The sequence below is a fragment of the Pseudonocardia oceanicola genome (assembly GCF_047200735.1).
Classification (GTDB): domain Bacteria; phylum Actinomycetota; class Actinomycetes; order Mycobacteriales; family Pseudonocardiaceae; genus Pseudonocardia.
Map to the genome: position 1 here is coordinate 44,532 of NZ_JBJZON010000018.1, position 18,509 is coordinate 63,040.

Consider the following 18,509-nt stretch of genomic DNA (forward strand, 5'->3'; position numbering starts at 1 on the left):
CGAAACCATGTCAACTGTTGCTTCGGCGCGCGATCACCAGCGGCCGACGCGGAGGGTCTCTCTCAGCGACCGCTACGAGAAGCGCGACGGGCTCGTGTACCTGTCCGGGCTCCAGGCCCTCGTGCGCATCCCGATGGAACAACACCGGCTCGACAGCGCGCGTGGGATCGACTCCCGCACCCTCATCGCGGGCTATCCCGGCTCGCCGCTGGCCGGTCTCGACCTCGAGCTCTCCCGCCAGTCGTCGCTCCTCACCGAGCACGGCGTGGTATTGCGCCCGAGCGTCAACGAGGAGCTTGCGGCCACGTCGGTCCAGGGTTCGCAGCTGTCGTCGGTTGCCGGTCGATCGAGCTGCGACGGAGTCGTGGGGATCTGGTACGGCAAGGCGCCAGGCCTGGACCGAGCCACCGACGCCATCCGTCATGCCAACCTAGGTGGCTCGGCACCCACCGGCGGCGTGCTCGCCCTCGTCGGGGACGACGTCACGGCGAAGTCCTCGACCGTCCCCAGCAGCTCGGAAGTGGCCATGGCCGAGATGGGTATGACCGTGTTGAGCCCCTGCGACCCGCAGGACCTGCTCGAACTCGGCCTCCACGGGATCGCGCTCTCGCGTTTCACCGGGCTGTGGACCGGGCTCAAGCTCGCGACGAGCGTCGTCGACGGCGCGATGACGGTTGATCTCGACGCCGCGCTGCCCAACCCGGTGCTGCCCGACAACACGGTCGACGGTCGCCCCTACGTGCACGAGGTGTCAGCCCGGTTCCTGCCACCCGTCCTCGGTGAGCTCGAACGCACGGCGCAGGGAGTGCGCCCGGAGCTGGCGCGACGCTACGCGGCGGCCAACGAACTGAACCGCGTGGTGGGCGACCCCGAGGCCACGATCGGGATCGTCGCGCACGGTCCGACGTACCTCGCCGTACGCGAGGCCCTGCTCCGGCTCCGAGTCGACGTCGACCGTCCCGGTTCCGGCGTTCGTCTGCTCAAGCTGGGAATGATCGCACCGCTGGAACCTGACATCGTGCGGCAGTTCGCTGCCGGTCTCGACGAGGTGGTGGTCGTCGAAGAGAAGCGGGCCTTCGTGGAGCTGGCCATCAAGGACCTGCTCTACGGCACTTCGGGCGCACCCGACGTCTACGGAAAGCGGGGCCCCGGTGGCGCACCGCTGTTACGCGGCTTCGCGGACCTGCCACCCGAGGAGATCGCTCGCTCGCTCCGCGGGCGTCTCGCGCGGCACATCCCGGACTTCGACGCACCGCCCGCCCCGTCGGCGTCACGGGGCCGTCGATCGCTTCCCCTGCTCGCCCGGGAGCCGTACTTCTGCTCCGGCTGCCCCCACAACACATCGACCAAGGTGCCGTCCGGGTCGCTCGTCGGGCTGGGGATCGGCTGCTCCACGCTCGCCGCGTTCATGGACGAGTCGGTCGTGGGCGAGAGCCTGGGGCTGTCGCAGATGGGAGGCGAGGGCGCGGCGTGGATCGGGATCGCGCCCTTCGTGGAGGAGACCCACACCTTCCAGAACATCGGAGACGGCACCTTCCACCACTCGGGCAGCCTCGCGATCCGAGCCGCTGTCGCTGCCGGGGTCAACATCACCTACAAGCTGCTCTACAACGACGCCGTCGCCATGACCGGCGGGCAGCAGGCGGTCGGCCACCTGTCCATCCGCGAGATCGTGCAGATGCTCCTCGCCGAGGGCGTGAGCCGCATCGTCATCACTACGGAGGATCTCCGCGACTACCGGCGCGTGAGATTCCCCGCCGGGGTGCAGGTGCGCCACCGTGACCGATTGATCGAGGTTCAGGAGGAGCTCGCCACCACCGCCGGGGTCACGGTCCTCATCCATGATCAGGAGTGCGCCACCGAGCTGCGTCGCAAGCGAAAGCGGAACAAGGCGCCGGACCCGACCACCCGAGTATTCATCAACGAACGCGTCTGCGAGGGCTGTGGCGACTGCGGTCAGAAGTCGAACTGCCTCTCAGTGCAGCCGGTCGAGACCGAGTACGGGCGCAAGACCCAGATCCACCAGGCATCCTGCAACAAGGACTACTCGTGCCTCGACGGAGACTGCCCGTCGTTCGTCGAGGTCCAGACGGCAGGTCGCGGCGCCGGGCAGGCGACGCGCCGTGAGCCTGCGTTGGTCCCCGCTGGTTCCCTGCCGGCTCCTCGCCCCCAGGTCTCGAGTAGCGGCTTCTCGCTCCGCATGACGGGGATCGGCGGGACCGGTGTGGTGACGACGGCCCAGGTGCTGGCGACCGCCGGCGTGATCGATGGGTACCACGTCCGAGGTCTCGACCAGCTCGGCATGGCCCAGAAGGGCGGCGCGGTCGTTTCCGACCTCCTGTTCGCTTCTGATCAGGAGCGCAGGCCCAACAAGGTCGGTGCGGGCGACTGCGATCTCTATCTCGGCTTCGACCTGCTGGTGGCCTCCGCGGAGGCCAATCTCACCGTCGCCTCGCCCGACAAGACGTTCGCCGTCGTGTCGAGTAGCCAGGTGCCGACCGGGGCGATGGTGACCCACCCCGAGGTGATGTTCCCGACAGCAGCGAGCACGGTAGACGTCATCGCCCACAACGTCAGGGACCTGGCCCAGGTCGATGCCCGGTCCTTGTGCACCGAGCTGTTCGGCGACGACCAACACGCCAATTTTCTCCTCGTCGGGGCCGCTGTCCAGGCGGGTGTGCTGCCCATCGATCCGGCGAGCGTGGAGGCGGCCATCACCCTCAACGGTGTCGCGGTCGAACGCAACGTGATGGCCTTCCGATACGGCCGCCTGGCCATCGCGGACCCGGCGGGTCTCGAGGATTCCGACGGGGCCGGTGCGCGTGCGGAGCCGATCCACGAGGTCGCGCACGCAATCGCCGCTGACGCGGTCGAGCCGGCCTCGGGGGAACTGTACGACCTGGTCGTGCGGCGGGTCGATGACCTCATCGCCTACCAGGACTCCGCCTATGCCAGGCGCTACGCCTCGATCCTCGGGGAGGTGCGTCTTGCCGAGGAGGCCGCCACCGTGGGCCACGGTGAACCGCTCATCACGCTCGCTGTCGCACAGAACCTGCACAAGCTGATGGCCTACAAGGACGAGTACGAGGTGGCTCGCCTGTCCCTCGCCCCGGAGCTGTCAGACGCCATCACGCGTGAGTTCGGTGCCGAGGCGCGTTGGGCGATCATGTTGCACCCGCCGGTCCTGCGTTCGATGGGGTTGAAGAGGAAGTTGACGTTCGGCCCTTGGTCCAGGCCGGTGCTGCGCATCCTGCGCTCCTTGCGCAGGCTCCGCGGCACGGTTGTCGATCCCTTCGGGATGGCGCGCGTGCGCCGGGTCGAACGCGACCTCATCGACGAGTACGTCGTCGCCGTAAAGGCCGCGGTGCGCGCGCTGACCCAGCAGACTCAGCAGGACGTCCTCGAGCTTGCGTCGCTCCCGGACACGATCCGCGGATACGAGGAGATCAAGTTGCGCAACGTCGACGCATATCGGGAACGACTGCGGCAGCTGTCGGACCGCATCTCGCGCCGCCACGAGCCGGGGGTGGTCGGGGCATGAGCAGCACCACGCCCTCGCGTGCCTCGATCGCGGGTCGCACGGTGCTGATGTCCGGAGGGAGCCGGGGGATCGGTCTGGCGATCGCCCGGCGCCTCGCCCGAGAGGGCGCCAACATCGCGTTTCTCGCCAAGACCGATACGCCGCATCCCCGGCTACCCGGCACGGTTCACACGGCGGCGGCCGACATCGAGGCCGCCGGCGGCCGCGCCCTGCCGGTGATCGGTGACGTGCGGGATGCCCAGGCCGTCGCGGGTGCGGTGGAGGCCTGCGTCAAGGTCTTCGGTGGGATCGACGTCGTCGTCAACAACGCGTCGGCGATCGACCTGAGGGGGTTCGGCGAGCTGGACCGCAAACGGCTCGACCTCATGCTCGACGTGAACGTGCGCGGTACCTACACACTCGTATCGCAGGCCCTGCCGCACTTGCTCGACGCCGAGGACGCCCGAGTCCTGACGCTTTCCCCGCCTCTGAACCCCGATCCTCGTTGGCTGGCGACGCACGCGCCGTACACCGTGAGCAAGTACGCCATGACAATGCTGACCCTGGGGGTCGCGCACCAGTTCCCCGCACGGATCGCAGCCAGCTGCCTCTGGCCGGAGACCCTGATCGCGACCGCCGCCGTCAGCAATGTCGTAGCGGGCGAGCTGGGGATGCGGGCCGCGCGTCGGCCCGAGATCATGGCGGACGCCGCCCATGTGATTCTCAGCTCGTCCTCGGCCGACGTCTCCGGACGCTGCTTGGTCGACGCCGCAGTACTGCGAGCCGCGGGTATGGACGACCTCGACCACTACGCCGCGGTCGCCGGCACGGCAGAGGAAGCCTTGGAGACCGACCTCTTCATTCAGTGAGTGTTCCCGTTATCGGTCGCACCAGCGGCTCGCGGTCGATCGGCTGGCGCCAGAGGCGCCGCCTTGATCAGGTAGAGGAAGTCTGGACCCCGTGTGCTCGCGCCGCGGGGGCCGGCCAGAGGTCGGCGTTCATGACCTGGCCGGTGTCGGTGAGGTCGTATCCGCCGACTGAGGTGATCTCAGCAGGGATTGCGAAGTCGTAGGTGTTCGATCTGTGTGAGGACAAGCGCGGCTTTCACGTGGTTTCCGATCCTGGAGGGGCTGGCGGTGATGCGTTGCAGTGCTCGCCAGTGTCCGGTGAGCAGGGCGAATCCGCGTTCCCCGAGGCCGCGGGTCGCTCGCAGCAGGGTGTTGTAGGCCTGGTTGTCCGGAGCGGGGGTCTGTCCGCCGCTGGGCTGTGTGATCGGGGTCTTGATGGATGGGCCTGCGCCTTCGTGGCCGGAGTCGGCCGGTGCGGGCAGCCGCAGTTGCGACGCCGACCAGAGTCGCCCACCGGCTTGGTGATGTCGATGTGGCCCGCGGCGTCGGGGCCGACGGCCAGCTTCTCCATGTAGAACACGGCCGAGGGGTCGAACATCGCGTCCCGCTCGGCGACGGCGAGCACTGCCGGGGCGTTGGGCATGCCCTTGGCCATCAGGGTGGTGCCGTCGATGGGGTCGACGGCGACGTCGCACCAGGGGCGCTCGCCGTTGCCGACCTGCTCGCCGTTGTAGAGCATGGGCGCCTCGTCCTTCTCGCCCTCGCCGATCACGACGATCCCGCGCATCGACACGGTCCCGATCAGGTGGCGCATCGCGTCGACCGCCGCCCCGTCCCCGCCGTTCTTGTCGCCGCGGCCGACCCAGCGCCCCGCCGCCATCGCGGCGGCCTCGGTGACCCGCACCAGCTCCATGGCCAGGTTGCGGTCGGCGGGCTCACCACGTCGCTCGGACTGGGACTCGGCCATCTGCTCTCCTCGGCTCTCGTCGGGGTTTCGCCAGTTGGATCGACGCCTGCGGGGATTCGGATGCGAAGGGTCGCGCGCTCGAAGCGGACTTCGGCAGCCAGCCGCAGCATCCCAGACGCGCCGCAGCTGTGACCCGCTACTGGCGACGAGCTGTCCGCCGAAGACAATGCCTTGGGGCAGTTTTATCCGCGTTGTCCATCGGCGAGGCTGGTGAGCCACGGCACTGTGACCAGCGCAACGCCGAGGCTCCGCAACGCTCGAGCGGGGCGTGAGGCTACGTGCGATCCCAGTTCAAGGAGGAACTTTCATGGCCGAGGTGCTGGCCGAGGGCTACAACGTCTTCGACACCAGTAAGTCCCCGAGCGGGACGGTCAAGTACCTGTCCTCGCCGGCCGACGTGATCACGCTGATCCAGTCCGGCAAGCTGTCCGAGCACATCCTCCTGGTGCAGGGCGGCACGACCACGTTCCTCGCGCCTGCCCTGAGCATGGGTGCGATCGGCGTGATCACGATGTCCGGGGCCCCGGAGTCCCACCTCGGGATCCTGTCCCGGGAGTTCCAGACCCCGTGCGTGATGACCGCCCACCTGACCTCCAGCGGGTCCCGCTATGTCGTGGGCAACACCGACCCGTCTCACTTCGAGGAGATCGCCAAGGCCCTCGACGGTCGCAAGGTGCGTCTCGACTGCTCCGACCACGAGGTCGGCCGCGTGGTCGCCGACGACTGAGCAGCGACTGAGCAGCGGTGTGATCCGACGGCTCAGACGGCTGCTGGGTCGACAGCAGCGCATCTCATCCATCCCACGCGACTCCGGTGATCCAGAACAGGAGCAGAAGTCAGTGACGACGACCGAGGGCAAGCGCGCGACCTACAAGAAGCGGTACGAGGAGGGCGACGAGGGCCTCCGCTTCCAGGACCTCACCTACACCGGCAACTTCGTCGGCCTGGAGCCCGTCACGGACGGGATCAAGGGCGACAAGATGCTCAAGGCCCGGGCCAAGAGCAAGGTGCTGGAGAAGGTCTCCAAGGAAGACGTGCTGAACCCCCAGTTCAGCATCGACGAGCTCAACGACCTGAACAACTACCTCGCCTGGAACATCTGGGACGTGCTGGTCATGCGCGCCACCGAGGGCGTCAGCGGCATGATCCCGCGTCAGGAGTACGAGATCCTGGCGTTCATGCACGAGTTCTACCGCTGGCCGGAGATCTTGCGCATGACGACCGAGGAGGTCGGCGCCCAGGGCATCCTGGACATCGGCGCCTCGGCGCGCCGGGAGATCGGCACCAAGGTCAACTCCGTGCACGACTGGTGCATCGGCGCCGTCGGGTTCGGCATGGGCCGGTGCGGCCTGCTTGCCCTGGAGGCCATTGGCCCGGACGACTACGTGGCCGAGTCGAACGAGATTCTCAAGTTCATGCAGCGCGTGCTGTGGGGCAAGCGGCAGGACGGCTTCATCCTCAACTCCCAGGACCGCTACCGCTGCCGCATCCACGAGCAGGACTTCCTCGACCAGCTCGTCGGCCAGATCGAGACGCTGGAGCCGAACAGCCCGAAGCACCACGCGTTCACGCAGTTCAACGCGGCCACCGAACTCCTGGCGTTCCTGCACCACTACGACAACCGGCTCGGCTTGGGCGACACCGGCCCCTACGAGCTGCCCGACGGCAACCTGCTCATCCTGCGGGACCTCTTCGTCAACGAGGAGATCTACCACTGGTCGGACGTGAGCGAGGACGCCGGCCTGCCCTACTCCTACACCCTCGCCCTGGTCATCGACCCGGAGAAGATGGCGCTCGAGGAGATCCGGGTCAACGACATCTCCACGACCTTCACCCGGCCGAAGAACTACGTCGAGGCGATCATCGGCGGGGCAGTGTTCGCCCGCCAGAAGTGGGACACGCCCATGGGCGAGGTGTACCCGATCGCCGTCGACGACCTGGGGGAGCACCTGGGCCGGGTGCAGCAGGCCACGCTGAAGCTGTACTCCAAGACGTCGAAGATGTGCCGCCGGGACCTGATCTGGAACGGCCAGTACGTCTACTACATCGACATGATCCTGCCGCACCTGCGCAAGGCGGGCACGTACGAGAAGGCCTGCCGCGACTACGACCTGTGGGAGATCGACCAGCGGGTCGCGAACTACTACTACGAGATCACCAAGCGCGGCTTCGCGCAGGAGACGGTGCCCAGCAAGATCTTCTCTGGTGCCGGCTACCTACCCTTCTCCGAGAAGGCGAACCTGCGCAGCTCGAAGGGCCGCTGGCTCTAGGGCGGTTCGACCGCCGGAGCCCCCTGCCGACGGTCTCCCTGCCCCGAGCCACCCCTACCGGGCGGCGTGGCCACCCCCCTGCCGCGCCGCCCGGTCCCCGCTAAGGACACCCATGACCGCACTCGTGTTGGACAAGACCGACTACGACGTCCTCAACGTCGTGGCTTTGAAGAAGATGGCGACCGCTCAGGTCGTCGCCGCGGCCTCCGGGATCGCCGAGGACGGCGTCGACGCCGTCCTGGCCGGCCTGGCCGAACAAGGCCTGGTCGTCGTCGCGGCCGGATCCGCACTGCCGACCGACGAGGCCGAGCCCGCGCTGAAGTCCGCCGCCGCGGAGCACTACGCCGGCGTGCGCGCCGACGAGGGCCTCGCCGAGCTCGTCGACCGGTTCGAGAACATCAACGCCCAGTTCCTGACGACCATGTCGGCCTGGCAGCAGATCGACGTCGGAGGACGCAAGGTCGCCAACGACCACTCCGACTCCGAATACGACGACAAGATCATCGCCCGGCTGGACAAGCTGATCACACGGCTCCGACCGCTGCTCGAGGCGCTCGCCGAGCACGACGCCCGTTTCGGTATCTACCCCACCCGGTTCGCCGCCGCGGTCGATGCCGTCGACCAGGGCCGCCACGAGCTGGTCTCCTCGCCGACGCTGGACTCCGTGCACAACATCTGGTTCGAGTTCCACGAGGATCTGCTGCGCACGCTGGGCCGGGAACGAGTGGAATGAGCAGTGCGATCGTGAGCACCCCGACTTCCTCAGGCCAGCACGACACGTCCGGCACGTTCACGCGTGCCTTCGCCGAGGCCGATCCGGCGGACGTGGACTGGCTCGGTGGCAAGGGCAGCGGCTTGGCCCGCATGGCCCAGCAGGGCCTGCGGGTCCCGCCGGGCTACGTGATCGGCACCAGCGCCTGCCGCAGTTACCTGCAGGAGACGGCGGTCCCGGCGGGGCTCGCCGAGGAGGTCTTCGCCCGGCTGGGTGACCTCGAACGCGAGACCGGGAAGACCTTCGGCGGGGGCCCGGTGCCGCTGCTGCTGTCCGTGCGGTCCGGAGCGCCCATCTCCATGCCCGGGATGATGGACACGATCCTCAACCTGGGCGTCAGCAGGGACGCGGCGATCGCGCTGGCCGAGGTGACCGGCGACAGCCGGTTCGTCGCGGACCTGATCGCCCGCTTCCACGCCATGTACTCCGAGACGGTCCTGGGCGCGCTCGACCCCGGCGAAGGTGTGGACGTGCTGGTGCACGCCGTCGAGCCGGACGAGGACGCCGGCGCGGTCTACGACCGCATCTGGGCCGCGTGCGAGCACGCCTTGGCCGAGGACACCGGGGACTCGGTCCCCTCCGAGCCTCGCGAGCAGCTGTTCGGCGCCATCGAGGCCGTGTTCCGTTCCTGGAACACCCGCAGGGCGCGCACCTACCGCGACTTCCACAAGATCCCGCACGACTTGGGAACCGCCGTGGTGGTGCAGTCGATGGTCTTCGGCAACCTCTCGGCCGACTCCGGGGCCGGGGTGGTCTTCACCCGCAACCCGGTCACCGGCGAGCCCGGCCTGTTCGGGGAGTATCTCGCCCACAGCCAGGGCGAGGACGTCGTCGCCGGCACGCGTACCCCGGATCCCGTCGTGGAGGCGCTCGCCCCTGATGTGCTGGCCGAGCTGCGCACCACCTGCGAGGAGCTGGAGAGCGCACAGGGCGACGTGCTCGACATCGAGTTCACCGTCGAGCGCTCCACGTTGTACTTCCTGCAGGTCCGCAGCGCCAAGCGCACCCCGGAGGCTGCGGTACGCATCGCCGCCGATTTCCTCGCCGAGGGCACGGTCGCGCCGACCGCCGCGCTGCGCAATGTGTCGCCCGAGCAGGTGCGGCAGGTGCAGCGCCCGGGCTTCGACGACGACGAGGTCGAGCAGGCACGATCCGGGGACCGGCTGCTCACCACCGGGATCGGGGCCTGCCCCGGGCAGGTCAGTGGCACGCTGGTGCTCGACCCGGACCGGGCGAAGGAATGCGCCGACGCCGGCCGCGACGTGATCCTGGCCCGCGCCGTCACCAGCCCGGCCGACCTGCATGGGATGATCGCCTCCCAGGGGATCGTCACCGCCACCGGTGGCTCGACCAGCCATGCCGCCGTCGTCGCCCGCGCCCTCGGTACCGCCTGCGTGGTGGGAGCCGGCGCGATCGAGGTCGACGAGGCCGGCCGCACTCTCACCATCGGTGATCGAGTCATCGCCGAGGGCGAGGAGGTGTCGCTGGACGGTTCCACGGGTGAGCTGTTCACCGGCACCATCGCGACGTCCACGCCGGCGGCGGCAACCGGCGCGCTGGCTTCCTTGCTGCGCAGCGCAGCAGAAGAGTCGGGGTGCGACGTCCTGGCTCGGGTCACCCTGCCCAGCGACGTGCCGGTGGCGCGGGAGGCCGGGGCGACCGGGCTGGTCACCGCGATCGACGACGTCCTCGCCGCGAACGGTCACCTGGACGGGCTCGTGCAGCAGCTGCTCGCCGACGCCGACGGCGCGGGTGGGTTCGGTCAGGTCGCGGACCTGGTCGCCGAGGAGTTCTCGGAGCTGTTCGCAGCGGCGGGGGACGTCGAGATCGGGGTCCGCGCGATCGACCTCGTGGCCGACGAGTCCCGGGAGCTGCTGCAGCAGACCGCGGTCACCACTCGCCATCCGGAGCTGTCGGTACCGCTCGGGCGTCCGGCGCTGGTCGAGGCGCAGCTGCGCGGACTGGCCCGCGCGCTCGACTCCACGGTCAGCCCCACGCGGGTGCACCTGGCCGTCCGGCACATCTCCGACCCGGCCGAAGCGGTTGGCCTGCGCGAGCTCGCCGCCAAGGTGGGTGGGCGGATCTCCGTGGGGGCCTACCTGACCAGCCCGCGCTCGGCCTACCGGGCCGCGGGGATCGCCGACGGCAGCGATGTCGTGTGGGTGGAGGTCCGGGCGCTGCAGTCGGCGGTGTTCGGGATTCCGGCACGCCAGATGCTCACCGCCGAGCCGCTGGACGGCTACCTGCGCCGCGGGATGCTGGCCAGCGACCCGCGCACGACACTGGATCCGGCGGTGCAGGAGCTGCTGGCCAAGGTCGCGGCGGTTCAGAGCTCGAGCTGCCCGGTCGGGATGCGGCTCACCGGCGAGGTACCGGAGGAGGCCGCAGCCCAGCTCTACCGGCTCGGCTTCCGCCGATTCGCCGTCGACGCCGGCGAGGCTCGTCCGCTGATCCTCGCCCTGGGCAAGGCCGCTCTCAGCCGCGGCTGAGCCAGTAGCCCGAGGGGTTTCGAGAGCTCCCGGACGGTGTCCAGCGGGGAGGTTCCCGGCTCGGCTCCTGATCGTCAGCCGGGGCCGAGCCGGGACCACGACTGCCCCGCCCCAAGGGGGCGGGGCAGTCGCGTGCTCCAACCTTCCCGGTTCCGGCCCTCCCGGCGTCGACCCGTCACGCTGCAACGGCCGGAGGGTGACCTGAGGGCGCGGGCAGGTCCCGAGGATTCACCGGCCGAGCAGTGACGAGCCGCTCGGCCGCAAGCTCGTTGCCGACCACAGGAGTGTTGCCGCCACACGAGTACTGCCCCGCCGCTCGGGTGAGTGGCGGGGCAGTACATGTTCGCCTGTGGTGTCGTTCGCGGTGGCTCGTGGAGCCGGGGTCAGACCGCGGGCATGAGCAGGCCCTCCCGGAGCCGGCGGATCTCGACCGGGGATATACCGCGCGACTCGGCCCAGGCATCCGCGCCGCCGTGGTGGGCGTCGAGGCCTTCGAGGAAGCCGCGCATGGTGTACTCCTGGGCCTGGTAGACCTCGGCGGGAACCACGGACATGTGGTCTCGGTAGCGGGGCCAGCCCTGGAAGCGCTCGACGATCCGGGGCATGTTCGTCCCGGACACCAGGTAGTCGGCGACGATGTCGTCGTCGTCGACGCCGAGCAGGCGCAGCAGCAGAGCGGTGACCAGGCCCGTCCGATCCTTGCCGGCGGCACAGTGCAGCAGCAGCGGGCGGCCCGCGAGCGCTGCCACCACCCGTACCAGCGTTGCCAGCGCGGAGGTCGGCGAGGCGAGGTGCTCGAGGTAGAAGTGCAGGCTCTGCTCGCGCGCCGGCAGGTCGGAGACCGGAAGGTCACGAAGCGGGGCGTTGAGGTAGCTGACCGGCATCTCCGCCATCGGCCCGCGGCCCTCGGCCACCGCCTCCGGCCCGATCCGCAGATCGATGATCAGCTCCAGCCAGAGTTCCTCGGTGAGGTAGGCGACGTCGGCCGGGGAGAGGGCCTGCAGGGTGTCACTGCGGAACAACACGCCGGGCCGGATCCGCAGGCCCGGCCCGGCGCGCAGTCCGCCGAGGTCCCTGAAGTTGAACGCCCCCTCCAGCGCGTGGCTCTGATACGCGCGGGCCATCACTGCATCACCCGCCGCACCGCGGCCAGCAGCTCGTCCACCGCTCCCGGGGAGGCGCCGTTTCCTGCCGTCGCGTCTGCGCCTGTGTCCGGCATCCCCGACATCTGCTGCGCGACGGCGTTGCGTCGGCGGTCACGCCGCACCTTCGCCGCGGTAGCGACAACCTCCTCGGTCGCGGCGGTCCCGTCCCCGCCGCAGCCGCATCCACAGTCGCCGCTCCGGGCTCCGACGAAGCCCGGGGGCGGTGCCAGGGCCTGGCCGCCTGGCGAGGGTGTTCCGGCGGGCGTGGGGACCGCGCAGGCGCCGCCCGGCGAGAGCGCAGCGGCGTCGCCGAGCAGGTACGCGGTGATCTCCTGCGGCCACAATGCCACGAACTCGGCCCCGGCTGCGGTGAGTTCCTCGACCGAGTGCATGCCCCAGGCGACGCCGACGACGCGGATGCCGACCTCGAGGGCGTCGCGGACGTCGCCAGCGGTGTCGGTGACCAGGACGGTGCCCGCCGGGTCGGGTACGCGGCGGGCGTCGGCCTCGTCGTAGTCCGCAGCGCAGCGGCGCCCGAACCCGCTTCCGGCGTCGGCGAGGAAGGTCCGGATCGCGGTCTTCTTGTCCGGGGTGACGTCGCCGCCGAAGACATGGGCGAAGCAGAAGGCGAGGCCGTTGGACGTGAGCACGCGACGCATGACCTGCATCGCGTTCGACGACATCACCGCCAGCGTGCAGCGCCCGGCCAGCCGGCGCACCACGTCGGTGACGCCGGGGACCAGGGGCGGGGTGTAGTCGCTGCGCAGGAGCTGCAGGAACGCCTCCTTGACCTCGGCGGCCTGTACGTCGTCACGGCACAGCTTGGCGATCGACTCGTAGACGTTGCCGCGGAACAGGTCGAAGTACTGTTCGGGCTCGTCCACGCCGAGTCGAAAGCGGCGGTTGACCTGCTCGAAGATCTCCCAGGAGGCGATGCGGGTCTGCACCAGCGTCCCGTCCAGGTCGAAGATCACCGCCTGCACGGGTGGGGGCGTGCTCATCGGCGGCTCACACACTGGTCCCGCTGTGGACTCGGTCGTACACCGCGCCGAGCTCACCCATCCCGACGAAGTCCATGCACTCGCCGTACCCGGTCTGGCCGTCGACGGTCCAGCGCAGCAGGCTGTTGTGCCCGACCACACCGGGCTGGGACTGCCACGGGAAGGTCGTCAGGGCCTGGCCCTCGGCCTCCCAGGTGCGGTCGGTGGAGTCCGTGACCGTGAACTGGATGCGCTCGGGGTAGAGCCCCGCCCGTTGGGTCACTCCGCTGCCGGCCTTGAGTCCGTGCACCTTGCCGTGGTCGAGCACGTAGCCGTGCGTCAGCGTGATCGGCGAGGGCCCGTCCGGGCCGTTGTCGGTGCTGAAGTCGAACAGGCCGTGCACCGCCAGGTCGGGGGAGACGTGGGCGTGCATCCAGCTCAGCCGCGATGTCTGGCGCTCGGCCCGCACACCCCAGCTGTGGTCCATCGTCGAGACGCAGTCGATGGGGGTGGTCACCCCGCGCAGCCTGATCTCGCCCTCGAAGTGCCCGGTCTGGTCGAAGTGCCCGGCGTAGGCGTGTCCCCAGGTCTTGCTCATGTCCCGAGCGGCGGCCATGGGGTCCATGTCCGGGTCGTTGATGTCGTAGGGCTCCATCAGCGCCGCGTAGCGGAACCTCAGCTCGAGGTCGGCGGCCGGGTCGGAGTAGGAGACGTCCCAGACCTTGTTCGGCTCGGAGCACACGACCTTCAGCCCGTTGGCCAGCTCGTAGTCCAGCAGGTTCGCCGGCTGGGGGACGACCAGGTGCTCCCAGGCGTCCCAGTAGTCGGCCGCCCACGGCATGCTCACGCGGCGGCTGTTGACCGAGACGGTGGAGCCCACCACGCCGAGCGGCTCGCGGAAGAGCCCGTAGACGCCGATGTTCATCGGCCGGTCGGTGTCCTGACCGGCGTAGAGGCCGAAGTAGTTGGTCTCCGCCCACAGCGGGTCGTCGCTGGTCGGGGGGTGGAACTGCGCGTCCTCAGGACGGATCACCGATGAACCTCCTCGGGTTGAATGCACCTGCTCCCGGCGCCGGCCGCTCGTACTCGGTGGATCTGGGCGAGCCCACCGCGCGAGCAGGGGATCGTCCCGGGAGCAGGGCTGTGCCTTGTGTCACGAACACTGACCGGTGGACCAGCAGCGGAACAGTACGCCCAAGGACAACGGAACCCCTTGACGTTGTCCGTACTGGATAGCGCCGAGGCCAGGTGAGCCGCCTTAGTGTCCCGGCCAGCGGTGGTCCGCCTCACAAGAAGGCGACACGCACCGCGCAGTCGACCAACGGAGGTGGCCCGGGCATGCAGCTGGCCAAGGTGCTGGGCCAGGTCGTCTCGACGGTCAAGGAGCCAGGGCTGGAGCGTTTCACCCTGCTCCTGGTCCAGGACGCATCGGGTGCAGACCCCGAACAGACCCGCGGCCCCGCGTACGTGGCGGTCGACGTGGTGGGTGCCGGTGTCGGCGAGGTCGTCCTGGTCGCCACAGGAGGAGCCGCGCGCGTCGCTGCCGGCGCGGAGATCCCCACCGACCGAGCCGTGATCGCGATCGCCGACACGGTCATCCGGGCGGGCACCGTCAGCTACCGCAAGACATGAGCACCACGAGTGGGACTTCGCGGGGTCGCGGGCGCCGGCCGTCCCCGGCCGGCCCGGCACCCGGGCCTGCACCAGCGTCCGCGCAGAAGCTCACCAACGAGACAGACAACCCAGGCCCCGTCGAGGACGGGGCGAACCACAGGGAGGAAGACATGGCTGCGACTACCGGTGCCAACGGAGCGCCCGCACTGCGCGGGGCGCTGGGCCTGATCGAGACCAAAGGCCTGGTCGGGGCGGTCGAAGCCGCCGACGCCATGGTCAAGGCTGCGAACGTGCAGGTCGTCGGGCACCGCGAGATCGGCGGCGGCCTGGTGACGGTGATGGTCCGTGGTGACGTCGGCGCGGTGAAGGCCGCGACGGACGCCGGCGCGGTGGCCGCGGAGAAGGCCGGCGAAGTCGTCTCCGTGCACGTCATTCCGCGTCCGCACGACGAGACCGAGGGCATCCTCGCGGTCCTGACCCGCCCGAAGGGCTGAGGACGCGGGTCCGCCCGCCGAACCCCCGGTCGCCACCGACCCAGCCGCGGCGGCGGCCGGATGCGCACCGGCGGGCGGAGCCCGGTGCCGTCCTTCCTTCTGACCTGAGGTGTGGAGATGACCGCCGCATTAGATGCTGATCTGGCCGGCCTGGCCGACGTGCGGGCCAAGGCCCGCGCCGCGCGCCGCGCCTTCGCCGCGCTCGAGGGAACCGATCAGGGGACCCTCGACCGCTACGTGCGGGCCATGGCGCTGGCCGGGACCAAGGCCGCCGAGGAGCTCGCCCGCCTGGCCGTCGACGAGACCGGCTACGGCGTCGACGAACACAAGATCTACAAGAACCGCTACAACACCGGCTTCGTCGCCAAGTGGATGCTCGAGCGGCGCGCTGTGGGCGTGCTGTGGGTCGACGACGACTCCCGCGTCACCGCCGTCGGCTCCCCGATGGGGGTGATCGCCGGAATCATCCCGGTCACCAACCCGACCTCGACGGCGCTGTTCAAGAGCCTCGCTGCGGTCAAGTCCGGCAACGCCATCGTTCACGCCCCGCACCCCCGAGCGGCGAAGTGCACCCTGCGCGCGGCGGAGATCATGGCCGAGGCCGCGGTCGCCGCCGGAGCTCCGGAGGGGTTGATCTCCTGCCTGGAGAACCCGACCCTGCCCGCGACCCAGGAGCTGATGCGCCGCGAGGAGATCGCGCTGGTGCTGGCCACCGGCGGACCCGGCATGGTTCGTGCCGCGTACTCCTCGGGCAAGCCGACGATCGCCGTCGGCGCCGGGAACGTCCCGGCCTACGTCGGCGCCAGCGTGCCGGACCCGGCCGAGGCCGCCGAAATGATCATCACGTCGAAGTCGTTCGACAACGGCACCGCCTGCGTCGCCGAGCAGTCCGTCGTGGTCGTCGACGAGGTCGCTCCCGCCTTCCTGGCCGCGTTCGAGGCCCGGGGTGCGTACTGGATGAACGCGCCGCAGCAGGCCGCCCTGGCGCGTGTGCTGTTCGACGAGCGGGGCGCGATGCGCCCTGCGACGGTGGGGCAGACCGCGATCAAGCTCGCCGAGCTGTCCGGGTTCGCTGTGCCGTCCTCGACGCGGGTGCTGGCCTGCGAGCTCGATTCGGTCGGGGTCGACACCCCCCTGTCGCGGGAGATCCTCGGCCCCGTGCTGTCGGTGTACCGGGTGCCCGATGCCGCAGCGGGCTGGAAGCGCTGCCGGGAGATCCTGGCCCTCGACGGCGAGGGCCACACCACCGCGGTGCACGCCGCGGACCCGGAGGAGATCGCTCCGTTCGGCGCCCTCCCGGTCGGCCGCATCGTGATCAACACTCCGGCGCTGTTCGGCGGCATGGGCTATTCGACCGACGTCGACCCGTCCTTCCAGCTCGGCACCGGCACCTGGAGCGGGTCGATCTGCTCGGACAACGTCACCCCGCTGCACCTGGTCAACATCAAGCGGATCGCGCACGAGGTCCGGCCCTGGCGGACCGTGTACGACCCGGTGGAGCTGTAATGCCGCCCGCCACCTCGGCCACCCGGCCCCGCCGCCGGCGCTCCGATCTCGCGCAGAAGCAGGCCCGGGAGAAGCAGGCCACGCAGAAGCAGGAACCGCGCGCAGTGGATCTCCAAGCCGCAGCGGAGGGACCGACCGAGACCGGGCCCGGTCGCGGGCCGGAGGAGCTGCTCGCCCAGGCGGCCGAGGTGGCGCAGGTCGTGGCCGGTCACGGTCGGAGCGACCTCGCCGGCGGCGCCGCCGGGGAGATCGCGCACTGGCAAGAACTGGTCAGGGCCTCGACAGCGCTGCGGGTCGGGGTCGACCTGGGCACCGCCAGCTGCGTCCTGGTGGTACTCGCCACCGATGACGCCGGTCGCGAGCGGCCAGTGTGGGTGGACAGCTACGCCTCCGGTGCGCTGCGCGACGGGGTCGTGGTCGACTTCGCCAAGGCCACCGCCACCGTCCGCCGCCTCAAGGAGACCGCCGAGCAGGCGCTCGGTGTCGAGCTCGCCTCCGCGGCCACCGCCTACCCGCCCTGCATCCCGGTCAAGGACGCCCGCGCCTGCACCTACGTGTGCGAGTCCGCCGGCTTCGACGAGGTCGTGCTGGTCGACGAGGTCACGGCCGCCCAGCGCACCCTCGAGGTGCGCGACGGGGTGGTGGTCGACGTCGGCGGCGGCTCCACAGGCGTCGGGGTGTTCCGCGACGGTGAGCTGGTCAAGCTCGACGACCGGCCCGGCGGAGGCCATCACCTGGACCTGATGCTCGCCGGGGCGATGGGCATCCCGCTCGAGGACGCCGAACCCTACAAGCGGACCTACCCGCGTGAGTCCTTCCCGCTGCTCGTGCCCGGGCTGCAGCGCATCGCCGAGAACGTGCGCGCGCTGACCACCGGCGACGAGGAGCTGCCCCTGCATCTCGCAGGCGGCGCATTGATGATCGCCGGCGCGGGTGACGTGCTGGCCAAGTACCTGGAGCGAACCGTCGTGACCTATCCGCACCCCCTGTTGATCACCCCGATCGGGATCGCGAGGTCGGCGGCATGACCGCGCCCAAGGCGACGCCGACCCTGCGGACCTACGCGTTCGTCGACCGGATGCAGCCGCAGTGCGCCGCGCACATCGCCGCCACCAGCCCCGGTGACGTCCCGATCGCCGGTATGGCAGAGCTCTACATCGAGATGGCGCCGGGCAACGAGGTCTTCCGCGCCGCGGACATCGCCCTCAAGGCGGCCGGGGTGCGTCCGGCGCTGCAGATCATCGAGCGCGAGTTCGGTCTGCTGGAGATCCACTCCGAGCAGCAGGCCGAGGTCCTGGCCTCCGGGCAGGCCATCCTCGACGAGCTCGGGATGACCGAGAGCGACCGGATCAAGCCGAGCATCGCCTCGACGCAGTTCATCACCAACGTCCACCCCTACCAGGCGCAGCTGCTCAACAAGTGGCGCAAGGGCTCGATGCTCATGCCCGGGCAGAGCCTGTTCGTCATGGAGGTCGCGCCGGCGGCCTACATCTCCGTGGCGGCCAACGAAGCCGAGAAGGCCGCGAACATCACCGTGATCGAGCTGCGCGCCGTCGGCCGGTTCGGCCGGATGTTCCTCTCCGGCAGCGAGAGCGAGGTGCAGACCGCCCGCGACGCCGCGGTCGCCGCGCTGGAGGGCATGCACGGGCGGGAGGACAAGCGATGACGGTATGGGGGGCATCTGCGGTCGACGCGGCCGTCACCGGCGCGGACTCGGGCGGAACGATCTACATCGGTGCGCGGGACGTGGTCACACCCCTGGCGCGGGAACGCGCGCGGGAGCTGAAGGTGGAGATCGTGGTCGGATCTCCACGGCCGGCAGCTTCGGCGTCGTCGTCTCCTGCCGCGGCCGGGTCGGCGGCCGCGGGCCCCGCGGGTGCCGGTGGAGCACCGCCTCCACCGGC

Annotated in this window: 15 protein-coding genes and 1 pseudogene; 11 read left to right on the top strand and 5 right to left on the bottom strand. The window is 70.1% G+C overall.

Annotated features, from left to right (window positions below; genetic code table 11):
- The first annotated feature begins 7 nt into the window (after window positions 1-7).
- Both ACL02T_RS23220 and ACL02T_RS23225 read left to right on the top strand, forming a co-directional pair.
- Window positions 8-3,541: an indolepyruvate ferredoxin oxidoreductase family protein gene (locus ACL02T_RS23220; RefSeq protein WP_412832957.1), complete on the top strand. Its 3,534-nt coding sequence runs from the start codon at window positions 8-10 to the stop codon at window positions 3,539-3,541.
- On the top strand, window positions 3,538-4,389 hold the full coding sequence (locus ACL02T_RS23225; protein ID WP_412832860.1) for an SDR family oxidoreductase: 852 nt from the start codon (window positions 3,538-3,540) through the stop codon (window positions 4,387-4,389). The genes ACL02T_RS23220 and ACL02T_RS23225 overlap by 4 nt, the downstream gene beginning before the upstream one ends.
- A 179-nt stretch (window positions 4,390-4,568) precedes the next feature.
- Here the strand turns inward: ACL02T_RS23225 and ACL02T_RS23230 are convergent, their stop codons facing one another.
- Window positions 4,569-4,856 carry a transposase family protein gene (locus ACL02T_RS23230; protein ID WP_412832958.1) on the bottom strand — a complete coding sequence of 96 codons (288 nt, stop codon included), beginning with the start codon at window positions 4,854-4,856 and terminating at the stop codon, window positions 4,569-4,571.
- Between the two features lie 5 nt (window positions 4,857-4,861).
- Window positions 4,862-5,335: pseudogene (locus tag ACL02T_RS23235) on the bottom strand (fructose-bisphosphatase class II); the annotation flags it as partial.
- A gap of 307 nt (window positions 5,336-5,642) precedes the next feature.
- On the opposite strand from ACL02T_RS23235, the gene ACL02T_RS23240 reads away from it, so the two are divergent.
- The 4 genes from ACL02T_RS23240 to ACL02T_RS23255 all read left to right on the top strand — a co-directional run bounded on the left by ACL02T_RS23240 (window position 5,643) and on the right by ACL02T_RS23255 (window position 10,866).
- Complete coding sequence (locus tag ACL02T_RS23240) at window positions 5,643-6,062, top strand: PEP-utilizing enzyme (protein ID WP_412832861.1); 420 nt, start codon at window positions 5,643-5,645, stop codon at window positions 6,060-6,062.
- A 112-nt stretch (window positions 6,063-6,174) separates the two neighbouring features.
- Window positions 6,175-7,605 carry a hypothetical protein gene (locus ACL02T_RS23245; protein ID WP_412832862.1) on the top strand — a complete coding sequence of 477 codons (1,431 nt, stop codon included), beginning with the start codon at window positions 6,175-6,177 and terminating at the stop codon, window positions 7,603-7,605.
- Between the two features lie 112 nt (window positions 7,606-7,717).
- Window positions 7,718-8,338 carry a hypothetical protein gene (locus ACL02T_RS23250; RefSeq protein WP_412832863.1) on the top strand — a complete coding sequence of 207 codons (621 nt, stop codon included), beginning with the start codon at window positions 7,718-7,720 and terminating at the stop codon, window positions 8,336-8,338.
- Between the two features lie 11 nt (window positions 8,339-8,349).
- Window positions 8,350-10,866 (top strand): pyruvate, phosphate dikinase, encoded by a 2,517-nt coding sequence (locus tag ACL02T_RS23255; RefSeq protein WP_412832864.1) that lies wholly within the window; start codon window positions 8,350-8,352, stop codon window positions 10,864-10,866.
- A gap of 383 nt (window positions 10,867-11,249) precedes the next feature.
- Here ACL02T_RS23255 and ACL02T_RS23260 read toward each other — a convergent pair whose 3' ends face one another.
- From ACL02T_RS23260 to ACL02T_RS23270, 3 genes are read right to left on the bottom strand one after another with little or no spacing between them, the layout of a single operon-like run.
- Window positions 11,250-11,990: a tyrosine-protein phosphatase gene (locus ACL02T_RS23260; RefSeq protein WP_412832865.1), complete on the bottom strand. Its 741-nt coding sequence runs from the start codon at window positions 11,988-11,990 to the stop codon at window positions 11,250-11,252.
- A complete protein-coding gene (locus ACL02T_RS23265) occupies window positions 11,990-13,012 on the bottom strand; it encodes an HAD family hydrolase (protein WP_412832866.1) in 1,023 nt (340 codons plus the stop codon). The genes ACL02T_RS23260 and ACL02T_RS23265 overlap by 1 nt, the downstream gene beginning before the upstream one ends.
- A 7-nt stretch (window positions 13,013-13,019) precedes the next feature.
- A complete protein-coding gene (locus ACL02T_RS23270; protein ID WP_412832867.1) occupies window positions 13,020-14,024 on the bottom strand; it encodes a DUF7064 domain-containing protein in 1,005 nt (334 codons plus the stop codon).
- Window positions 14,025-14,329: 305 nt separating this feature from the next.
- Here ACL02T_RS23270 and ACL02T_RS23275 point away from each other — a divergent pair, with 305 nt between their 5' ends.
- From ACL02T_RS23275 to ACL02T_RS23295, 5 genes are all read left to right on the top strand, one after another.
- Entirely contained in the window at window positions 14,330-14,623 is a 294-nt protein-coding gene (locus tag ACL02T_RS23275; protein ID WP_412832868.1) for a EutN/CcmL family microcompartment protein, read from the top strand.
- Window positions 14,624-14,775: 152 nt separating this feature from the next.
- Complete coding sequence (locus ACL02T_RS23280) at window positions 14,776-15,099, top strand: BMC domain-containing protein (RefSeq protein ID WP_412832869.1); 324 nt, start codon at window positions 14,776-14,778, stop codon at window positions 15,097-15,099.
- 117 nt (window positions 15,100-15,216) lie between these two features.
- On the top strand, window positions 15,217-16,605 hold the full coding sequence (locus ACL02T_RS23285) for an aldehyde dehydrogenase family protein (protein WP_412832870.1): 1,389 nt from the start codon (window positions 15,217-15,219) through the stop codon (window positions 16,603-16,605).
- Entirely contained in the window at window positions 16,605-17,633 is a 1,029-nt protein-coding gene (gene eutJ, locus ACL02T_RS23290; RefSeq protein ID WP_412832871.1) for an ethanolamine utilization protein EutJ, read from the top strand. The genes ACL02T_RS23285 and eutJ overlap by 1 nt, the downstream gene beginning before the upstream one ends.
- Window positions 17,630-18,271 carry a BMC domain-containing protein gene (locus ACL02T_RS23295; protein WP_412832872.1) on the top strand — a complete coding sequence of 214 codons (642 nt, stop codon included), beginning with the start codon at window positions 17,630-17,632 and terminating at the stop codon, window positions 18,269-18,271. Before eutJ ends, ACL02T_RS23295 begins: the two co-directional genes overlap by 4 nt.
- The last annotated feature ends 238 nt before the right edge of the window (window positions 18,272-18,509 follow it).

Bases quoted from the DNA above. Each gene is read 5' to 3' on its own strand.
- ACL02T_RS23220 (WP_412832957.1), top strand. From the start codon at position 8: ATGTCAACTGTTGCTTCGGCGCGCGATCACCAGCGGCCGACGCGGAGG.
- ACL02T_RS23225 (WP_412832860.1), top strand. From the start codon at position 3,538: ATGAGCAGCACCACGCCCTCGCGTGCCTCGATCGCGGGTCGCACGGTG.
- ACL02T_RS23240 (WP_412832861.1), top strand. From the start codon at position 5,643: ATGGCCGAGGTGCTGGCCGAGGGCTACAACGTCTTCGACACCAGTAAG.
- ACL02T_RS23250 (WP_412832863.1), top strand. From the start codon at position 7,718: ATGACCGCACTCGTGTTGGACAAGACCGACTACGACGTCCTCAACGTC.
- ACL02T_RS23260 (WP_412832865.1), bottom strand. From the start codon at position 11,990: ATGGCCCGCGCGTATCAGAGCCACGCGCTGGAGGGGGCGTTCAACTTC.
- ACL02T_RS23265 (WP_412832866.1), bottom strand. From the start codon at position 13,012: ATGAGCACGCCCCCACCCGTGCAGGCGGTGATCTTCGACCTGGACGGG.
- ACL02T_RS23275 (WP_412832868.1), top strand. From the start codon at position 14,330: ATGCAGCTGGCCAAGGTGCTGGGCCAGGTCGTCTCGACGGTCAAGGAG.
- ACL02T_RS23280 (WP_412832869.1), top strand. From the start codon at position 14,776: ATGGCTGCGACTACCGGTGCCAACGGAGCGCCCGCACTGCGCGGGGCG.
- ACL02T_RS23285 (WP_412832870.1), top strand. From the start codon at position 15,217: ATGACCGCCGCATTAGATGCTGATCTGGCCGGCCTGGCCGACGTGCGG.
- eutJ (WP_412832871.1), top strand. From the start codon at position 16,605: ATGCCGCCCGCCACCTCGGCCACCCGGCCCCGCCGCCGGCGCTCCGAT.
- ACL02T_RS23295 (WP_412832872.1), top strand. From the start codon at position 17,630: ATGACCGCGCCCAAGGCGACGCCGACCCTGCGGACCTACGCGTTCGTC.